This window comes from Luteolibacter sp. LG18, from assembly GCF_036322585.1.
In the GTDB taxonomy this organism is placed as follows: domain Bacteria; phylum Verrucomicrobiota; class Verrucomicrobiia; order Verrucomicrobiales; family Akkermansiaceae; genus Luteolibacter.
Genome location: NZ_AP024600.1, coordinates 2638065 through 2656396, shown reverse-complemented (window position 1 = coordinate 2656396; position 18332 = coordinate 2638065). Strand labels below are relative to the sequence as shown.

General features: G+C 65.8%; 12 protein-coding genes. 4 read left to right on the top strand and 8 right to left on the bottom strand.

The genetic code is table 11. The features are described from left to right. Nucleotides 1-6: 6 nt before the first annotated feature. The 5 genes from llg_RS11050 to llg_RS11030 all read right to left on the bottom strand — a co-directional run bounded on the left by llg_RS11050 (nt 7) and on the right by llg_RS11030 (nt 5387). The gene (locus llg_RS11050; protein ID WP_338289977.1) at nt 7-765 is read right to left on the bottom strand and encodes a metallophosphoesterase; all 759 of its coding nucleotides are present in this window, start codon (nt 763-765) and stop codon (nt 7-9) included. A 107-nt stretch (nt 766-872) separates the two neighbouring features. Further along, nucleotides 873-1496: an imidazole glycerol phosphate synthase subunit HisH gene (gene hisH / locus llg_RS11045; protein ID WP_338289976.1), complete on the bottom strand. Its 624-nt coding sequence runs from the start codon at nt 1494-1496 to the stop codon at nt 873-875. A gap of 2 nt (nt 1497-1498) precedes the next feature. Beyond that, the gene (gene hisB / locus llg_RS11040; RefSeq protein WP_338289975.1) at nt 1499-2089 is read right to left on the bottom strand and encodes an imidazoleglycerol-phosphate dehydratase HisB; all 591 of its coding nucleotides are present in this window, start codon (nt 2087-2089) and stop codon (nt 1499-1501) included. 25 nt (nt 2090-2114) lie between these two features. After that, a complete protein-coding gene (locus llg_RS11035) occupies nt 2115-3176 on the bottom strand; it encodes a PTPDL family protein (protein ID WP_338289971.1) in 1062 nt (353 codons plus the stop codon). Between the two features lie 27 nt (nt 3177-3203). Further along, entirely contained in the window at nt 3204-5387 is a 2184-nt protein-coding gene (locus llg_RS11030; RefSeq protein WP_338289969.1) for a DUF255 domain-containing protein, read from the bottom strand. 108 nt (nt 5388-5495) lie between these two features. On the opposite strand from llg_RS11030, the gene llg_RS11025 reads away from it, so the two are divergent. Further along, entirely contained in the window at nt 5496-6287 is a 792-nt protein-coding gene (locus llg_RS11025) for a ParA family protein (protein WP_338289968.1), read from the top strand. After that, the gene (locus llg_RS11020; RefSeq protein ID WP_338289967.1) at nt 6287-6922 is read left to right on the top strand and encodes a hypothetical protein; all 636 of its coding nucleotides are present in this window, start codon (nt 6287-6289) and stop codon (nt 6920-6922) included. The genes llg_RS11025 and llg_RS11020 overlap by 1 nt, the downstream gene beginning before the upstream one ends. 4 nt (nt 6923-6926) lie before the next feature. Here the strand turns inward: llg_RS11020 and llg_RS11015 are convergent, their stop codons facing one another. Then, nucleotides 6927-10460 carry an ATP-binding cassette domain-containing protein gene (locus llg_RS11015; RefSeq protein WP_338289966.1) on the bottom strand — a complete coding sequence of 1178 codons (3534 nt, stop codon included), beginning with the start codon at nt 10458-10460 and terminating at the stop codon, nt 6927-6929. 243 nt (nt 10461-10703) lie between these two features. Here llg_RS11015 and ftsH point away from each other — a divergent pair, with 243 nt between their 5' ends. Both ftsH and llg_RS11005 read left to right on the top strand, forming a co-directional pair. Then, nucleotides 10704-13055 (top strand): ATP-dependent zinc metalloprotease FtsH, encoded by a 2352-nt coding sequence (gene ftsH, locus llg_RS11010; RefSeq protein WP_338289965.1) that lies wholly within the window; start codon nt 10704-10706, stop codon nt 13053-13055. 208 nt (nt 13056-13263) lie between these two features. After that, nucleotides 13264-15225: a hypothetical protein gene (locus tag llg_RS11005; protein WP_338289963.1), complete on the top strand. Its 1962-nt coding sequence runs from the start codon at nt 13264-13266 to the stop codon at nt 15223-15225. A 75-nt stretch (nt 15226-15300) separates the two neighbouring features. On the opposite strand, the gene dnaN is transcribed toward llg_RS11005, so the two are convergent. Both dnaN and dnaA read right to left on the bottom strand, forming a co-directional pair. After that, nucleotides 15301-16401, bottom strand: coding sequence for a DNA polymerase III subunit beta (dnaN, locus tag llg_RS11000; RefSeq protein WP_338289962.1), 1101 nt, complete (start codon nt 16399-16401; stop codon nt 15301-15303). Between the two features lie 249 nt (nt 16402-16650). After that, the gene (gene dnaA, locus llg_RS10995) at nt 16651-18048 is read right to left on the bottom strand and encodes a chromosomal replication initiator protein DnaA (RefSeq protein WP_338289961.1); all 1398 of its coding nucleotides are present in this window, start codon (nt 18046-18048) and stop codon (nt 16651-16653) included. Nucleotides 18049-18332: the final 284 nt, after the last annotated feature.

Below are 18332 nucleotides of genomic sequence, written 5' to 3'. Positions count from 1 at the left end.
AATGGATTAGACGGAGTCCAGATCCAGCACCCAGTCCGGCTTGAAGCCGGGATTCGGATCATCCGGGTAGCCCTGAGGATTGGAGACGATGCGGGTGCGGCCAATGTGGTAGTCGGCGCTCTTGTGGATGTGCCCGTGAATCCACAGCCGCGGTTGGTGACGCTCGATGAAGGCGGTGAGATCGGACGCGTAGGCGCAGCTCAACGGGTTCGTCCGCTTCACCTCCGGCAGTGAGAGAATCGAAGGCGCGTGGTGGGTGACGACGATCGTCTTCGCCGGGTCGTGGTTGGAGAGGAATTCGCCCATCCGTTCCAGCGACCGCTGGTGGATCAGGCGGGTGTCGCGGGGCGTAAGCTTGCGGTGGTGGTTGGCGGAATTCCGGATCCGTTTGTAGTCATTCATCCACTCCCCCGCCTCGGCGGCACCAGCCTCCCATGGTCCCAGCAAGGCCATGTCCGTCCACAAGGTGCAGCCGTAGATGTGCCAGCCGTGGAGATCGAAATGATCGTTCTCCAGAAAGCGGATGTTCGATCCGACAAGCGCGGCCCGGATCTTATCGGCGATCTTCGGCAGTTGATCGCCGTAGTATTCGTGGTTTCCGCAGAGGTAGGCGGCGGGTGTGGTGCCACAGAACTCCCGGATCCACGGCAGGGCGTTGAGTTTGGTCGAGATGTCCCCCGCGAGGACGATAAGATCGGCTTCGGTCCGGGGAATCTCCGTCAGACCGAACTCCTGGTGCAAGTCGCTGAGGATGCGGATGCGCATGAGGGGGACATGGCGGAGGAAGGGCCGCCATGCATGGGAATGAAGAACGGGACAGGAATGTTTGCCTCCGGCTATGTCCGCTCCGCTTCCATTCTGCTCCCAGCCAGTTAGGCGGTGAGCGCGAAGAAGTTCTTCAGCAACTGCTGGCCGGCGTCCTGGCTCTTTTCCGGGTGGAACTGGGCGGCGAGGATCTTGTCCGTCTGGATGGAGGCGGCGAAGGTTTCCGAACCGTAGGTCGTTTCCGCGGCGATGATCGAGTCATCCGCCGGAACCGGGAAGTAGGAGTGGACGTAGTAGAAGTAGGGCTCGCTGCCGAGGTCCTGCCAGAAGCCGGAGTCCGGCTGGCGGGGCACGACGGAGTTCCAGCCCATGTGCGGCACCTTGAGACCGGGCTGGTCCTCGAAGCGCTTCACCTTGCCCTTGAAGATGCCGAGACCGGCGACACCGGCGGAGGTTTCCTCGCTGGTCTCGAACAGGATCTGGTAGCCGAGGCAGATGCCAAGATACGGAGTGCCCGCGGCGATGCGCTCGCGCAGGGCGGAGGCGAGGCCGCGCTCTTCCAAGCGGGCCATGCAATCCCCGAACGAACCGACACCAGGCAGCACCAGGTGGGTGGCACCGTCCAGACCGGCGGGATCAGCGACGATCTCCGGCTGGATGCCGAGTTCGTTCAGGGCATTGGCGACGCTGCGGATGTTCCCGGCGCCGTAATCGATGAGAACGACCTTCATGCTCACAGCGCTTCCTTGGTGCTCGGGATGCCTTTCACGCGGGGATCGCGTTCGCAGGCCGCGCGCAGGGCACGCGCGAGGCCCTTGAAGATCGCTTCCGCGATGTGGTGGCCATCGCGGCCGTAGAGCAGCTCGATGTGGATGTTCGCCCGCAGGTTCGAGGCCACGGCGCGGCAGAACTCCTCCACCAGCGTGAACGGCATGTTCGGCGCGGAGGGGGTGTTCACCGGCGCGTGGAATTCCAGGTGGGGGCGATTGCTGAGATCCACCACCACGCGGACGAGCGTCTCGTCCATGGGAAGGTAGGCCATGCCGTAGCGGCTGATGCCTTCCTTGGTGCCGAGCGCTTCCTTCATCGCCTCGCCGAGGGTGATGCCGGTGTCCTCCACGGTGTGGTGGTAGTCCACCTCGATGTCGCCATCCACCTTCAGGTCGAGGTCGAACAAGCCGTGCTTCGAGAAAAGCACGAGCATGTGATCGAAGAAGGGAATGCCGGTGGCGATGGTCGAGACGCCACTGCCATCGAGGTCGATCTTGAGCTCGATGGCGGTTTCGGCGGTCTTGCGGGAGCGGCTGGCGGTGCGGGCTTGCATGATGGAAATGGAAATCAGGCGCGGGTCACTTGCCCCCGGCTTCCTTGGCGGCGGCCTCGAGCTCCTTGACGTAGCGGTCCGGGAGCTTGGCGGTGCGGGCTGCGGAAATGAGCGAGTTGGAGGACTTCAGGTCACCGCCAGCGTGGACGGCGGTCCACGCCTCGCGCCAAGCCTTGCCGCCATCGGGCAGGGTGTCGAGCTTGACGGCATCGAGGCGCTTCAGCTCCTGGTCGGCGTATTTCACGGCCTCGTCGAGGGAGACCTTGAGATAGGGGTTCGCGGTGATCCACTTGACCGACGCCTTTTTCTCCGCGTCATACTGGGCCTTGATCTGGGCATCCCGGTCGGCGATGGCCGAGGCGCTGGCGGCGCGGTCCTCTGCCTTCTGGAGTTCCAGGCCGGTCTGCTGCTTCTTGAAGCGCGCGTCGTAGGTGGACGCCGCCTCGGAGGCTTCCGAGCGGTAGTGGCGGATGACGTCCTTCACGAACGGCAGCACCTCCTTGTAGGCGGCGCTGGTTTGATACTCCTTCTCCAGCTTCTCGAATTCCCGCAGGGCGGCGGCCCAGCGCAGGTCCTTGGCGAGGCTGCGGATGGACACCTCGATCATGCGGGCATCGACGTCGAACTTGTTGGAAGAACGTTCCTCATCCGTGATGAGATGCCCGCCGAGCTTCACGCCCCCTTGGTTCACCGACTCACGCTCCTTCTCCAGGGTCGCCGAGATCTCCTTGGCGGCCTTCACCTGTGGGCTGGTCGGGTAGGTCTGGACGAACTCGCGAACCTTCGCGAGGCGGGCGTCATAATCCGCGGCGGTGAGCAGGTCCGGGGTCGGGACCAAGCCCTTGATGGCGAGGAAGGCCTTTTCATCGAGTTGCTCGCGGTCCACGCCGGCCACGTCCGCCTTTTTGATCGTCTTTTCCTCGCGGATCGAGCGGGTCACCTGGACATCCACCACGTAGGATTCGGTGTCTTCCTTGAGGATTTTCCCCTCGAGTTTGGTCCCATCCTTCAGGCGGATGGTTTCAGCGGCCGCGCTGCCGAGAAGGCCGGCGGAGAGGAGGATCAAGATGGAACGGGTGGGTTTCATGTTTTTGGGAAAGCCGGAAGAAAGCACTCAGCGGGGCAGACCGCCAGCCAAGATCAGGGGACCGAGCATATCGGAGGAGGACGCCACGGAGGAAGTGCCGTCCGCGAGGACGATCTTCGCCTGCCCGGAGGGGACGGAATCGGCGGGGGTGGCCAGTCTCCGCGACACGGTCCGCAGTGGAAGACGGGCCACCGCCTCGCGCAGCGCCGCCGACGCGTCCGGGGCGAGCAGCACGAGCGGCGCTTGGTGCCGGATGAGGGCCGCCTGCACCAGATCCGCGTGGATGATGGGTTTGTCGATGGCTTCCGTCGGCAGGCTGGCCACGGCCGCGGCATACGCCGCGGTGACCGGCTGGCCGAGCTTCGACAGGCGGGCCTCGACCGCGGAGAGCAGCCCGGCGCTGGAATCGTCGTAGATCATGGTCCGGTCCGAGATCGGCACCTTCACCAAACTCTGTCCGTCGGTGGCCTCCCGCAGGCGGGTGCCCTCCATGAACCGCCCGGCCGCGGCGGCGGACAACTCCCCGGCCCACGCCGCCGCCTCCGGATCGAAGGACACCTCCGCCACGTCCAGGGCGGCCTGGATCGCGATCCCGTAGAGGAAGGCGCGGGCGCTGCAGAGGGTGTCATCGCCACCGGGAAAGGACAAAAGCTCGGAACCGCTGGAGAACACCTCGCGGGCCCGCCCGAAGGTCTCGGTCATTTTCTTCCGCAAAGCCGGATCGCCGGTGACCGCATAGGCCGCGGCGTAGGCGGACACCATCCGGAAGGATGCAATGGCATGTGGCCGGCTGTCCTCGGGCACGTCCCCCGTCCGCTCCTGACGCAGTTTCAGGATCTTCTTCCGCGCCGATTCGAAATGGCCGCGGGCCGCGGCGGGCTCCATGCCAAGACGGGCAGCCGCGTTCTCCGGCGGGGTTTTCACCGCCAGGCTGTTGCGGCGGAACTGCTCGCGGTTGGGATCGCTCTCAATGGGGATGTTTCCCAATCCCTTCAACCCGCAAACCGCGCCGAGGACCTTCATCTCATCCAACGACAAGACCTTTTCCAGCTCCTCCATGCTCCATAGCCAATTGTCCGCGGGCAACACGGTTTGCCTTCCGAAGGCGAACAGCCCGTTCGAGGCGGAGTAATTCTTTTCCGCGAACTCGATACCGGACAAAACCTGGGCTACGAGCGCCGGGTTTTTCGCCACATAGCCGGCCTCGGCGAGCGAGACCAAGGCCCGTGCATGGCTGGAACAATCCCGGGTAAACTGCGGGAGATCCCAGCCACCGCCGCGGCGCGCGGAGAAAACCCCGCCGTCCAAGGGATCGATCATGGCGCTGGACGACAGATCCACGGCCAGACCGGCCGCGGCGGCGCGGCACCGGCCGGCGACATCCGCCGGAATCCCCTGCATGAGGGAGACCGAGGACAGCACCTCGAGCGCCGAAGCGGGAAAAAGGCCGCCCGCGTTGTCGAACGAATGCGAACCGGCATCGTAGTAGGATGAGAGCTGGCGCACCGCCCGTAGCACGTCCTTGTCCGGATTGGGGCTGGAAGGCGGACATTCACCTTGCTTCGCGAGTTGAACGGCACGGTTCGCGTTGTCGGTCTTGCTATTGGAGAGCACGTAGGAATGGCTTTCCGCGTTCTCGGTCCACATCCGGGAGACCAAGCCGCTGGATTGATCGAACAGCTCGCGGAACCCGCCTTTCCGGGCCTTGGCCGGAATCCACGCCACCGGATTTCCTTCCGGAGTCAGCCACACGAACAGCGGCATCGAGAACGGACTCTTGAGCTCCGCGCAGAGGGTCGCTGCCAGCAGGCCGGTCTCGCGGCAGGCATCGCTGTCCACCAGCACCGGCACGAAGTTCTCGTTGATATCACGGATCAATCCGTTTTCGGAGTTCAGGGCCTTCATGACTTCCGCGCTCTCCATCTGGTGTGGCAGCGCAAACACCGCGAACACCAGCCGGTTGGCTCGGCCGGCCCGTTCAAAAGTCCGCTGGTTCCACGGCTGCCAGCGCACCGGCGAGGCAGACTGGTCGGCGAGGAGAGTGGACGGACTGTCCGACAGTTGGTTGGAGCGGAGTTCCGGAACGCTTTCGGCGGGAACCGCGGTGGAGGCGGAAGCCTGGACCGGCTTCCGGCACGAGGGCAGCGCGACAACGAGGCCGAGGGCGGTCGCGACGAGCGCCAGACGGGAGGACGCGGAAGGGGAGCGCATGGGGACGAGGGGCAGGCCCCGGCGCTGCCGGGTGTGTCCGTATCTTGAAGAAAAGGCTTCCGCTGTTACAAGCCGAAGCTACGGTGGCTGCGGATTTCCCATAGCGGCGTGACCAGTCTCGTAGTTTCCAGTCAAAAAGGTGGGGTGGGCAAAACCACGTTGTCGATCAACCTTGCCCACGCGTTTGCCCGCGCGGGCGTGCGCACGCTACTGGTGGACGCCGATCCGCAGGGATCCGTCGGCCTATCCCTGACAAGACAGTCACGTTTGTTGGCTGGCTTTTATGATTTCCTGGCGGACCCAGGGATTCCGCTCGACCGGCTGGTGGTGCCGACGCGCCTCGAAACGTTCTCGCTGGTGGCCAGCGGCCAGGCCAGCGACTACGAGTCCGGCGGCGGGGTGGCGGGTTCCTATTTGGCCCGCGTCCGGGCTTTCTTACGTGCCAGCGCGGCCCGCGGATTCGACCTTTGCATCCTGGACACGGCGGCCGGCCTGTTCGGCGTGACCGGCGACGTGATCGCTTCCAGTGATGCGGTGCTGATTCCCCAACAGGCGGAGCCGCTGGGCATCCGCTCGGTGCCGAAGCTTCTCGAAGGCCTGAACCGGCTGCGGGTGATGAATCCCCGGCTGTCCGTCCTGGGAGTGGTGCTGACCATGGTCCAACAGGAGCTCGCCGAGAGCCTCGAGGCCGGCCACGCCCTGCGCCAATTGCTGCCGCAGGACTTGGTGTTCCAGACGGTGGTGCCGCGTGATGCCCTTTTCGTGCGCGCAAGCGCCCGCGGTCTGCCCGTGGGGGTGCTGGAGGATGGCGGCGGCGCCCAGGCCGTGTTCGACTCGCTGCGCTCGGAAATCGAATCGAAATTCGATCTCCAAGGCCACCGTTCTCCCGCATTCGGCTGATGGACCCGGTGCATCCATGGCTCGACCCGATCGAGGTCCGGCGTCTGGCCGAACGGCTGCTGCAGCCGGTCCAACAGCCTGCCGTGCAGGTGATGGAGGCCGGATTCGGTGAGCAATTCGTCGGCTACTCTCCGGTTTCGCCCTTGGACATCCAGGCGCCACCGGCCCCGGTGCCGACTGCTCCCGTTCCAGCACCGGAACCGGCTCCCGCTCCGCTGCCACAGGCGACGGTCGTGGAAGAGGAGCCCCCTGCCCCGGAGCCTCCCGCTCCGCGCACCGAGGTCCGCGGGCCGTTCCTCGACCGAGTCGGGCGTTTCCGCGACTGGTTGCACCGCCATTTCGCCGCCACGGGCATTTTCCTGTTGGACCGCGAGGGCGCGGTGATTTTCGACGAGAGCGGCCACGGCAAGCTCCACTTCCTGGCCCGCAGCCTGGCGGTGGCCTCGCGCCGCCCCGGCGGTGCCGCGGCCAACGTGCACGTGAAAGTCGGCGCGGCCGCGACCTTGGAAGTCATTCCCGTGGACACGCCCTATGGCTGCCTCGTTCTCGGCGCGGTGGTGCCCGCTCCGCTGGAGCCACCGGCGGTGGCCGCGGTGATGGAGGCGTTGAAGTCCGTGGCCTCGCCACAGGCCTGATCGGTCAGCGGGTCCGACGGTTCTGCGCGGCGAGGATCAGCGAGGCCGCGGTACCGCACCCGAACACGATCAGGAGCTGGAGCGCGGCGGAGAAATCAAGCGTGTCCACCAGCGCGCCGAACACCGGCTTCTTCAGGGCGAGGAAGACGTTGCGGTCGGTCTTGTTGCGGTAGTCGTTGCGGAAGGTTTCCGCCTCGCGGACGAGGAGATCGATCCGTTCGTTGACGAAGAATTCCGACGCCGGACGCACACCGGTGTCGTCATCCGGCCACACTTTCATGGTCTGGACTTCCAAGCGGGTGCCCGATTTCGCCATGCGGGTGATGCGGGACAGCAAGTCGGCAGCCTCGTCGGGATTCCGCGCGCCGGCCGCCAACAGGCGGCGCAGGCCTTCCTTCATGAGGTCGAAACGGTCGGCCACGTCGTTCGGCAGTGACTTGTCGAAGTCCTTCATGATCTCGATGCGCCGCTGGAGGCGGTATCGCTCGAACTCGAAAGGATTGCGGGTGGCCTGATCGACCACCAGCGCCTCGTAGGAATGCCGCAGGGGCATGAACATGGCGGGCACCGGAGCGCCGCCGCGTTCGCGGGTGGAGTATTTATCGGAAGTGACATCGTCATCCGCACCGTCCTTGCCCGGGGCGGTCGATTGCGAGACCACCGGGGCGGCCGGAGCATTCGACCAGAAGAGCCCGCGGTTCATTTCCCGGTAGGGCACGAGCGCGCCGGCCAACAGCATCTGGGGCACCAGCAACAGGGGCACGGAGGTGAGGGCCGCGCGCTCGGTTTTCACCAGCGCGGACACCACCAGCGCGAGGCCCGTGCCGGTCCACGCGGTAAGGGTCAGCCAGAACCAGTGGTCGAAAAGCATGCCGCGGATGCCGAGGATCGGGTTCGCAATCAGCAGGTAGGCGAGACACTGGGCCGCGGCCACGAGCCCGAGCGCGCAGAGCTTCGCGGAGATATAGAGGCCCGCGCCGGGCTGGCAGTTCCGCTCGCGCCGCAGCAGCGGGCGGTCGCGCAGGATCTCGGTGGCGGAATTCGTCAACCCCAGGAACATCGCCACCGTGGCGCTCAGGAACAGATAGGCGGGGATGTGGAGCGCGGTGTTGAACTCGTATCCGCCTTTCGGAGAGGAACGCAGCGTGATGCCGATGAGCATCGCCAGCAACGGAGCCTCGAGGAAGGTGGAGTAGAGCGTGCCGCGGTTCCGGATCTTCGAGAGCAGGGAGCGCTGGAAATGGGTGGCGAAGAGCGCGACAAGCGATTGGAACCGGCGGGCGGGCCGTGGCGGGACCGGCAGCAGGTCGGGCGAGGGAGCATCGCCAAGGCGCTGCGGCGCCCCTTCGCCCGGAGCCAGCGACTTGACCAGCGCGAGGCTTTCGAAGCGTTCCTGCCAGAACGAAGGTGGGAAACGCCGGGCCGCCACCGGGTTCAAGCCGCCACCGATGGCGCTGAGCGGGGTTTCCAACACGTCGAAGACGAAATCCGCGCCAAGGGGCGTGCGGGCGATCACGGCCGGATGGGAGATCGCGAGCTCATCGCAGGCCTCGCGGAAATAGGTGACCATCGCCTGCGGGGTGCCGAAGAAGGCGATGCGGCCGCCGCTATCCAGCAGCAGCACCTTGTCGAACAACCGCAGCACGGTGGCACCGGGGCGATGCAGGGACGCCACCACGATCTTGTCGCGGGCGAGCGAGCGCAGGGTTTCCGCGACATGCTCGGAGTCCTTCGAGGACAGGCCGGAAATCGGCTCGTCGAAGAGGAAGATCTCCGCCCGGCTGCCCAGATCGAGACCGAGGTTCAAGCGGCTGCGCTCGCCACCGGAAAGGGTCTTTTCGCCGGGAGAGCCGACACGGCGGCGGGCGATCGGCTGGAGACCGAGCTCGGCGAGGACGCTGTCCACACGGCGCTCGTGCTCCGCGAGCGAAAGCGCGGGCCGCCGCACCGTAGTGGCGTGGCGGAGCTGCTCGCGGACGGTGAGCTGGGGATTGAGCGCTTCCTCCTGCGGCATGTGGGCCACGAACGGCACCAGGCGCTCGCGGTGCTCGTAGAGGTCGATGCCGTTCATGCGGATGTGTCCGCGCGAAGGCTCCAACTGGCCGGAAAGGACCGACAGCAAGGTGCTCTTGCCGCTACCGCTGGGACCGATGATGCAAAGCATCTCGCCGCGGCGGATATCGAAGCTGACATTGTCCAGCGCGCGTGAGCCGGGGCCGAAGTCGTGGATCACGTCTTCCGCCACCAGCGATTCGATCTGCGTCCTTTCCTCGTCGAGGAAGCCCTCGCTGAAGCGGCAGCGCACCGCCTGGCTGCCGGAGAGGCGGATCAGCGAACCATCGTTGAGCGGAGCATTGCCGCGGACCGGGATGCCGTCCACCGAGACCGGCCCCTCGGACTCCCGCAATTCCAACATGCCCTCGGCGCGCTGTTCATCGAAACGGATGAACATGACCACGCGGGGCGCCAGCTTCGGCCCCAACAGGAGGTCGCCACGGGACAGGGCCGTCGGGTCATTGGAAACGAGGTATTCCTGACGGTCGCTGGCGAGACGGAAGCGGCGGCCGGCATGGATGGCACGGCGGCGGAGTTCGTCGATCGACACGCTGAACCCCTTGTCGTCGCTGAGACGCTCGTGGTTCTGACAATGGATGACATCGCCCTTGGTCAGGGCTCCCCGGCTGCCGGCGTGGAGGGTGGTGTCGCGGAAGGCCTCCACCTCGGCGTTCAAGCCGAACCGGACGCGCACCAAGCTCTGGCGGCTGCGGGTGCGCTCGGCGGCGAAGCCCTCGTCGTGGGCCTCGATGAAAATCGACGGCGGGTTCTCGGTGCGGCCCACATCCAGGAAAAACACTAGGTCTTCATGGGTGAGGGTCCAGCCGGGGATCACCAGCGGCTGGCGCTCGCGCATCCGCAGGAAGGCCCCGGGCTCCAACGAGCGGCCCCGGATCCACAGGGGAGCGGGCCCCATGTTTCTCACCAGAATCAGGTCACCGGTGCGGTAGACGCGGAACGAATGGTCCCGCGCGGCCGGGGGGAGCACCACGTCCGCCCCTTCCCCACCGAACACCAGGCGGTCGAACGGCGGCTGGTCCGCGAACTCGGTGCCGCGCATTTCCCGGAGAATGGCGAGGCCATAGTCCGGCCGGCCCAGACGGCGCATGAAGCGCTCGAAGCTGGCGCGGCTGCGCTCGGAGCGGCCCGCGGCGTCCACCAAGGTGAACAATTGCAGGCCGACGGCCAGTTTCCCGGTGTCATCGAGGAAATTCTTCATCTCCCCGGCGATGGTGTGCAGGGGGGTGGGGCTCTTCACCGCGCGCTGGAGGCGGCGGGCCAGCCAGCCGTGGTCGACATCCGGGAAGGCGCTGCGGAGTAGATCGAGCACCAGATCGGCCTCCAGCGTGCTGAGTTCGTCATCCAGGGTGGCAAAGGCGGCGAAGGCATCGACCAGCACGCCCACGTGGGCCCCGGTACCGGGGCGCAGCGAGCGGAGCCGCCCGATGCCGGGAATCACCCGCAGCCAACGGGTCCACCGCATCCAGCCGGTCGCGGCGCTGCGGGGGTCCCTTCCGGGCGGTTGATTCGGTTCCACGCGGTGGATGCTCGACGGAGTCCGCGGGGAGGGCAAGCCTGCCGCATCCGGAGGCCCGATTCCGGGCGGGAAAAAAGGGATTTCCTTTTGCAACCGTAGATTTACCCTGTCGCGCCTTTTGCACCCGGCCAGGTACGTGCTACTATCACGCGAACCCGGCCACGAGAGGCCGCGCTCCCACGCCCAATCATGTCCGATCCTCAGAACTCCCGACCACCGCAGGGCCCGAACCGCCCCGGTGAACCGACCGGTTTCAACTGGAAGCTGCTCATTTTCCTGACGGTGGCCCTGTTGATCCTGGGCGTCGCATTCCTGAACCCGAATCTAGGGGGCAGTTCGCGCACGATCGCCTATCCGGAATTCCGCGAGGCCTGGGACCAGGGCCGCGTGATCCTCAACGACCAGAAGAAGTACCCCTTCAAGATCGTCACCAAGGAGTCCTACGCCAACGCGCTGATTACCGGCTGGATGCAGCCGAAACTGGTCCGCCCGGAGAAGGCCCAGACCGAGGACTACGCTTTCAAGGTGCTCGCGAACCAGACGGTGGATGAGGGCGACCTCAAGCTGCTGAAGAGCGACCATGTGCCGATGCGCCGGGTCACCGGAGATGTACCCGCACAAGCCGAGGACCCGGCTACCCGCGTGCTCAGTTTCGCCGAGTTCCGCAAGGCCTTCTCGCTGGGTGAAATCGCGCCGAACGATCCGAACGGCCCGCTCACCCTCACCACGGCCACCGTGGGCGGCAACGCGGCGCTGACCGGCATCCGCAAGGAAGTGAAGAACTGGGAGATCGCCAAAATCGACGGCAAGGTCCAAGAGCCGCGCCAGTTCGAGGTCAACACGCTGGTGGCCCTGCTCGGCGACGACCTTTCCGAGTTGGTGAAGTCCTACGGCACCTACGAAACCGACCCGGACATCCTCAAGAGCGCGATCTTCACCTTCCTACCGGTGCTGCTGGTGGTGCTGCTGCTCGTTTTCCTCTTCCGCCAGCAGATGAAGGCCGCCGGCCGCGGCGCCATGTCCTTCGGCAAGAGCAAGGCCCGCCTGCTGACGATGGACCGCAACAAGGTCACCTTCAAGGACGTGGCCGGCATCCAGGAGGCCAAGGAAGAGCTGTGGGAGATCGTCGACTTCCTCCGCGATCCGCGCAAGTTCCAGAAGCTCGGCGGCTCGATTCCGAAGGGCGTGCTGATGGTCGGCCCTCCGGGCACCGGCAAGACCCTGCTCGCCCGCGCGATCGCCGGCGAGGCGGATGTGCCGTTCTTCTCGATCTCGGGTTCGGACTTCGTCGAAATGTTCGTCGGCGTGGGAGCCTCCCGCGTCCGCGACATGTTCGAGCAGGGCAAGAAGCACGCGCCCTGCCTGATCTTCATCGATGAGATCGACGCCGTGGGCCGCCACCGTGGACACGGCATGGGCGGTGGCCACGACGAGCGCGAGCAGACGCTCAACCAGCTTCTCGTGGAGATGGATGGCTTCGACACCCAGGAAGGCGTGATCATCATCGCCGCGACCAACCGTCCGGACGTGCTCGATCCCGCGCTGCTGCGCCCGGGCCGCTTCGACCGTCAGGTCACCGTCTCGCTGCCGGACTACAAGGGCCGCGAGGAGATCCTCAAGGTCCACATCAAGAAGATCAAGCTGGCCGCCAACACCGACCTCGGCGTGATCGCCCGCGGCACGCCCGGTTTCTCCGGCGCCGAGCTGGCGAACCTGATCAACGAGGCCGCGCTGCTGGCCGCCCGCAAGGGCATGTCCGCGGTGACGCTCGCCGAAATGGAGGAAGCCCGCGACAAGGTCCGCTGGGGCCGCGAGCGCCGCTCGCTCGCCCTCTCCGACAAGGAGAAGGAGAACACCGCTTACCACGAAGCCGGCCACGCGATCCTCAACGAGATCCTCGAGCACACCGATCCGCTCCACAAGGTCACCATCATCCCGCGTGGCCCGTCGCTCGGCTCGACCATGTTCCTGCCGACCGAGGACAAGTTCACCTACCGCAAGGCCGAGCTGCTCGACCAACTCGTGGTCGCCATGGGCGGTCGCGTGGCCGAGGAGATCGTGTTTGGCAACGTCACCAACGGCGCGGTCGGCGACATCCGCATGGCCACCCACATCGCCCGCAAGATGGTGTGCGAGTGGGGTATGAGCGACAAGCTGGGCATGGTGGAATACGGCGAGGCGGAAGGTGATTCCTTCATGTCCCGCGGACGCTCCAGCTACAGCGGCGCCACCGCCAAGCTGATCGATGACGAAGTGAAGGGCCTGATCGACCATGCCTACGACGACGCCAAGCGCCTGCTGGTGGACCGCCGCACGACGCTCGAGCTGATCGCCCAAGCGCTGTTGGAATACGAGACCCTCGACGCCGAGCACATCAAGGACCTGATCGAGAGCGGCTCGATGAAGAATCCGCCGTCCTCGCCGAAGCCGCCCTCCATCCCGGATGAATACCGGAAGAAGGAAGCGCCGAAGCGGCCCGATGGCAGCTCCACCGACGAAGACGGACCCCTGCCCGGCGCGGTGGTGGGAGCCCCCGCCTGAAACCAGAATCACCCCAAGCGGCCGAGGCATCCCCTCGGCCGCTTTTTTGTGCGAGGGTCCGGCGTTGCCGGGACGTATCCAGTGACGGACTCGGACCCGATCGGCTAGGAGACACACCCGGATGTGTGGGTTTCCCTCCCGTGCCGCGGTCCGCTTTGATTCCCCGAATACGACCCGCATCATGCCCCGGCCCCACCACCTCTTTGCCATGACCCTGCTCACGCTTTCCACCGCGCGGGCGGCTCCCCAATGGACCCTCTCGCCGAAGGGCGGCCTCGTTTGGGAAGTACAGCCGGGCCACCTTCCGTTCGGCGACCACATCGAGCAAAGCGGCAAGGCCGTGGACGCGATCACCAACTGGGACCTCGATGCCACAGGACACCTGAAACTCACGCGCAGCGTGCGCTGGCCGATGCTCCGGACGCTGCCCGACAACACCCACGCCGCCCTGCAGGTGGACCTGGGCACCGGGAAGGAGCCGACCATCACTCTCGACGGTGCACCGGCCCCGACCGCGGTGATCGACCGCGTTTCGATCGACGGCATCGTGACCTTCCACGGCAGGCAGGGACCGCTGGAGCTCAGCCGCACCCTTTTCGCGTCGAACGAGCAACCCTCGATGATCGAGACCTACGAGTGGACGAACCGCTCCGCCAAGGCGGTCACCCTGACCCAGCCGAACTGGAGCGAGCAGACCGCCACCGATGGCAAGAAGGGCAAGTGGGGCGTCTATCAGGTAAAACGCCAGTGGATCGGGGCCGGCACCACCTTGCTGGCACCCGGGGAGACCGCGCGTGGCGGGCTGTGCATCACCGCGGTGAAGGACGGCGAGCCATTCCCGTTTCCGGATGTGTTCGCGGAGAAGGCGGCCCGCGAATCGATGCGGGATCGCTTGGCAGGGTTGATGATCCTGAAGACCCCGGATCCGGCGCTCGATGAAATGTTCCGGCAGGCCAAGTACCGGACCACCGAGAGCATCTACGCCACCCGCGGCGGCTTGATGCACGGCCCGGGCGGACGCAACAAGTTCCTGGCGGCGCTGTGGTGCAACGATCAGAACGAGTATGCGAACCCGTTCTTCGCGTTCCTCGATGATCCCTCCGCCCGGGAGAGCGCGCGCAACTGCTTCGCCCTCTACGCGAAGTTCCTCAATCCGGATTACAAGCGGCTCCCATCGTCGATCATCGCGGAAGGGCGGGACATCTGGGACGGCGCGGGCGACCGGGGTGACGCCGCGATGACCGCCTACGGCGCGGCCCGCTGGGCACTGGCCTGCGGCGATCCCGAGCAGGCGAAGGAGGTGTGGCCGCTGATCGAGTGGTGCCTGGAATACACCCGCCGCCAGCTCAACGAGCAAGGCGTGCCGAAATCCGATAGCGACGAGCTCGAAGGACGCTTCCCCGCCGGCAAGGCCAACCTGTGCACCGCCTCCCTCTATCACGACGCCCTGCTCTCCTCGGCGGCGCTCGCCCGCGATCTCGGGAAACCGGCGGAAATGGCCACGACGTACGTGAAGCAAGCCGCGGCCCTGAAGGAAGCGACCAACCGCTATTTCGGCGCGACCGTCGAAGGCTACGAGACCTACCGCTACTACGATGGCAACGACGTACTGCGCTCGTGGATCTGCGTGCCGCTGGTGTGCGGCATCACGGAGCGGCGGGAAGGCACGCTGAAGGCCCTGTTTTCCGACCGCCTGTGGACGCAGGACGGCCTCCTGACCCAAGCGGGCACGAAAACCTACTGGGACCGCAGTACGTTGTACGGACTCCGCGGCGCGTTCATCGCCGGGGACACCGCCCGCGGACTGGACTACCTGACCCGCTACACGCGCCAGCGGCTGCTCGGACCGCATGCCCCCTACCCGATCGAGGCCTGGCCGGAGGCCGGGCAGAGTCACCTCGCCGCCGAGTCCGCGCTCTACTGCCGGATCTTCACCGAGGGGGTGCTGGGCATCCGCCCGACCGGGCTGAACAAGTGCCTCATCACCCCGCAGCTCCCGGCGGCGTGGCCACAGGCATCACTGGAAAAGGTCCGTTCGTCCGGGAGACTGTGGAACCTGACGGTCCGCCGCCAGGGACAGGACATCGAGGTGACCGCCACCGACACGGCGGGCAAGACGATCTACCAAGGCCGCAAGCCACAGGGGCAGGCCCACGAGGTGACGTTCTAACAAGGACAGCCCCGACAAAAAGCCCGGGCCACTCGCGTGGACCGGGCTTTTCGCTGAAGTTCGATGGGCCGGGGATCAGCCTCCGGTGACGCGCATCGGCATGAGCACGTAGAGGAAGCTGCCGTCGATGCGGATCACGCCCGGGCTCATCTCGTCGATGAGGTCGAGGTAGACGGTTTCCGCGTCGAGATTCTGGAGCGGGGCCTTGAGGAAGTCCGGGTTGAAGGCGATCTGCATGGCCTTGCCGGTGTAGGCGACGTCCATGGACTCGCGGGCTTCACCGACGTCCGGCGAGTTCGCGGTGACCTCGATCTGATTCTCGCCGAAGACGAGCTTCACGGAGTTCGACTTGTCCGAGGACAGCAGCGAAACACGGCGGACGGTTTCGAGCATCGCCTCGCGGTTGAGCGGCACGCGCTCGGTGGAGTCGCCCGGGATCACCTGGCGGTAGTTCGGGTAGTTGCCCTCGATCAGCTTGCTGACCAGCAGGCTCTCACCGACGATGAAAGAGATCTGGCTCTCGCTGAGGCGGACGAGCACGTCGCCGGCATCGCCGAGGAGGCGCTGGAGTTCCTGCACGGCCTTGGTCGGGATGATGACGTCGGTTTCGTGGGAAGCGGGGAACTCGAGGTCGTTCTCCATCATCGCGAGGCGGCGGCCGTCGGTGGCGACGAGCGTGAGCTTGCCCTCGCGGAAGGAGGTGAAGATGCCGTTGAGCACGTAGCGGGTCTCGTCGGTCGAGATCGCGTAGGAGGTCTTGCGAAGTCCGTCGCGCAGGACGATCTGCGGGATGCGGAATTCCTTGGCACCGCCGAAGTCCGGCAGCGGCGGGAACTCATCCTGGCTGAGGCCGATGATCTTGAAGAAGGACGGGCCGCTCTGGATGGAGGCCACGTTCTTGGCGTCCACGGAGACCTCGACCTCGCTGGCCGGGAGCTCGCGGACGATGTTCACCAGGCGCTTGGCCGGGAGGGTGGTGGCACCGTCCCGCTCGATCTGGGCTTCCACCGAGCCGGTGATGCCGACATCGAGGTCCGTGGTGGTGAACTGCAGGCGACCGTTGCTGGCGACCAGCAGAACGTTCGAAAGGATCGGCAGCGTGGTGCGCGTGCTGACGACGTGCTGAACCTTCTGCAGGCCGTCGAGGAACGCTTCCTTGGAAATTCGGAACTTCATGATCGGGAGAAACCGGGCGTGTTGGGGGACACGTTTCCGATTTCGCCATCCGTTTGCAAGACTTCTGTGAGCGATTCGGACCTGTTGGAGATCGCTCCCGGACCTGCTCCGGAATTCACAAAATTTTAAGGGATTGCAGGATCAGGGTTCCAGCGCCGCCGGGGCGGAAAGGAGCCCCGGAAACCGCGCGCCCGGCGGAAATTTTTGTGATTTCCACCGGAGGCCTCCGAACCGGGTTTCCGGCCGGCTTCAGCGCCGGAGCTGGGATTCGATGCGGGCGATGGTCTCGCGCATGCCCGGTTCCTTGCCGATGCGGTCGTTGATCTTCTTGCAGGCGTGGATGACAGTGCCGTGGTCGCGGCCGCCGAAGGCCTCGCCGATTTCCATCAGGGAGCCCTTGGTGAGGTTCCGGCTCAGATACATGGCCACCTGGCGGGGCAGCGCGATGCTGGCGGGGCGGCGGCGGCTGGTCATGTCCGCGAGGCGCACGTCGAAGTGCTCGGCCACGGCCTTCTGGATGGAATCGATGCTGATCTGGCGGCTGGCCTCCTCGCGGAGCAGGTCGCGGAGCAGGTGCTCGACCTTGTCCACGCTGACGCTTTCCCCGGCGAGGGAGGCGAAGGTGGCGACGCGCATGAGCGCGCCTTCCAGGCGGCGGACGTTGGTGCCGATGCGCTCGGCCAGGAAGCGGAGGATCGAGCCATCGACCTTCACCTTCCACTCCTCGGACTTCTTCCGGAGGATGGCCATGCGGGTCTCCATCTGCGGCGGCTGGAGCTCGACGGCGAGGCCGCACTCGAAGCGGGAGACGAGGCGCGGCTCGAGGTTCTTGATCTCGCAGGCCGGGCGGTCGCAGGTCAGGACGACCTGCTGGCGGCCATCGAGCAGGGTGTTGAAGGTGTGGAAGAACTCCTCCTGGGAGCGCTCCTTGCCGGCGAGGAACTGGACGTCGTCGATGAGCATCACGTCCGCACTGCGGTAGCGGCGGCGGAACTTCTCGATGTCGCCACGGCGGACGGCGTCGATGAACTCGTTGGTGAACTTCTCGCAGGTGAGATAGACGACGCGTGAGGACGGGTAGCGGCGCAGCCACTCCTGGCCGATGGACTGCATCAGGTGGGTCTTGCCGAGGCCCGGGCCGCCGTGGATGAAGAGCGGGTTGTAGCCGACGCCGGTGCGCTTCGCCACGGCCTCGCAGGCGGCGTGGGCGAACTGGCTGTTGTTGCCGACGACGAAGCGCTCGAAGGTGTAGTTCGGATTCAGGCCGGCGGCCTTGATGCGCTTCTCGAACGCGCCGGGCTCGTCCGGGCGGGTGTAGGTGGCGGCCGGCTCATCGCTGGCGGCTTCCTTTTCGGCCGGGGCGACCTCTTCGGTGCCGATGGTCACGCGGACCTCGTGCACGCCCTCGATGCGGGCGCAGACGGCGGAGGTCAGCTCGGGGAGATAGTTGGTCTCGATCCACACCTGGTGGATCTCACCGGGGACACCGATGGTGACGACACCGTCCTCGCAGGACGTCATGCGCGCGGCACGGAACCAACGCTGGAAGGCATCGCGGCTGACCATGGATTGCAGGTCACCGCAAATGAGGTCCCAGGCTCCACCATCGTGGCTTTCCGTGAACGTTTCGGTTGCGCCTTCATGCATCGTTTCCACTGCCTCCTGTGCCATCATGTTGTCGTCGTGTCGGGTGTCTCACTGTTTCGCGCGGCCCGGTTCCAACCCCGTGGCTGGCAACCGCCGCGCTTGGAGACCATGACCTGATCCGGCGCCCTGTTGGATAAAAATTTTACGACCCTCCAACCGATGGATGCCGCTTTTCACTTTCCACAAGCGTTCCACGGCGAAAATTTTTTAGAACTTGACCGGCCCGTTATTTCGCATCGCCGAACTATCACCAGAGCTCTCCAACCCAGGATTTTACGCATCCC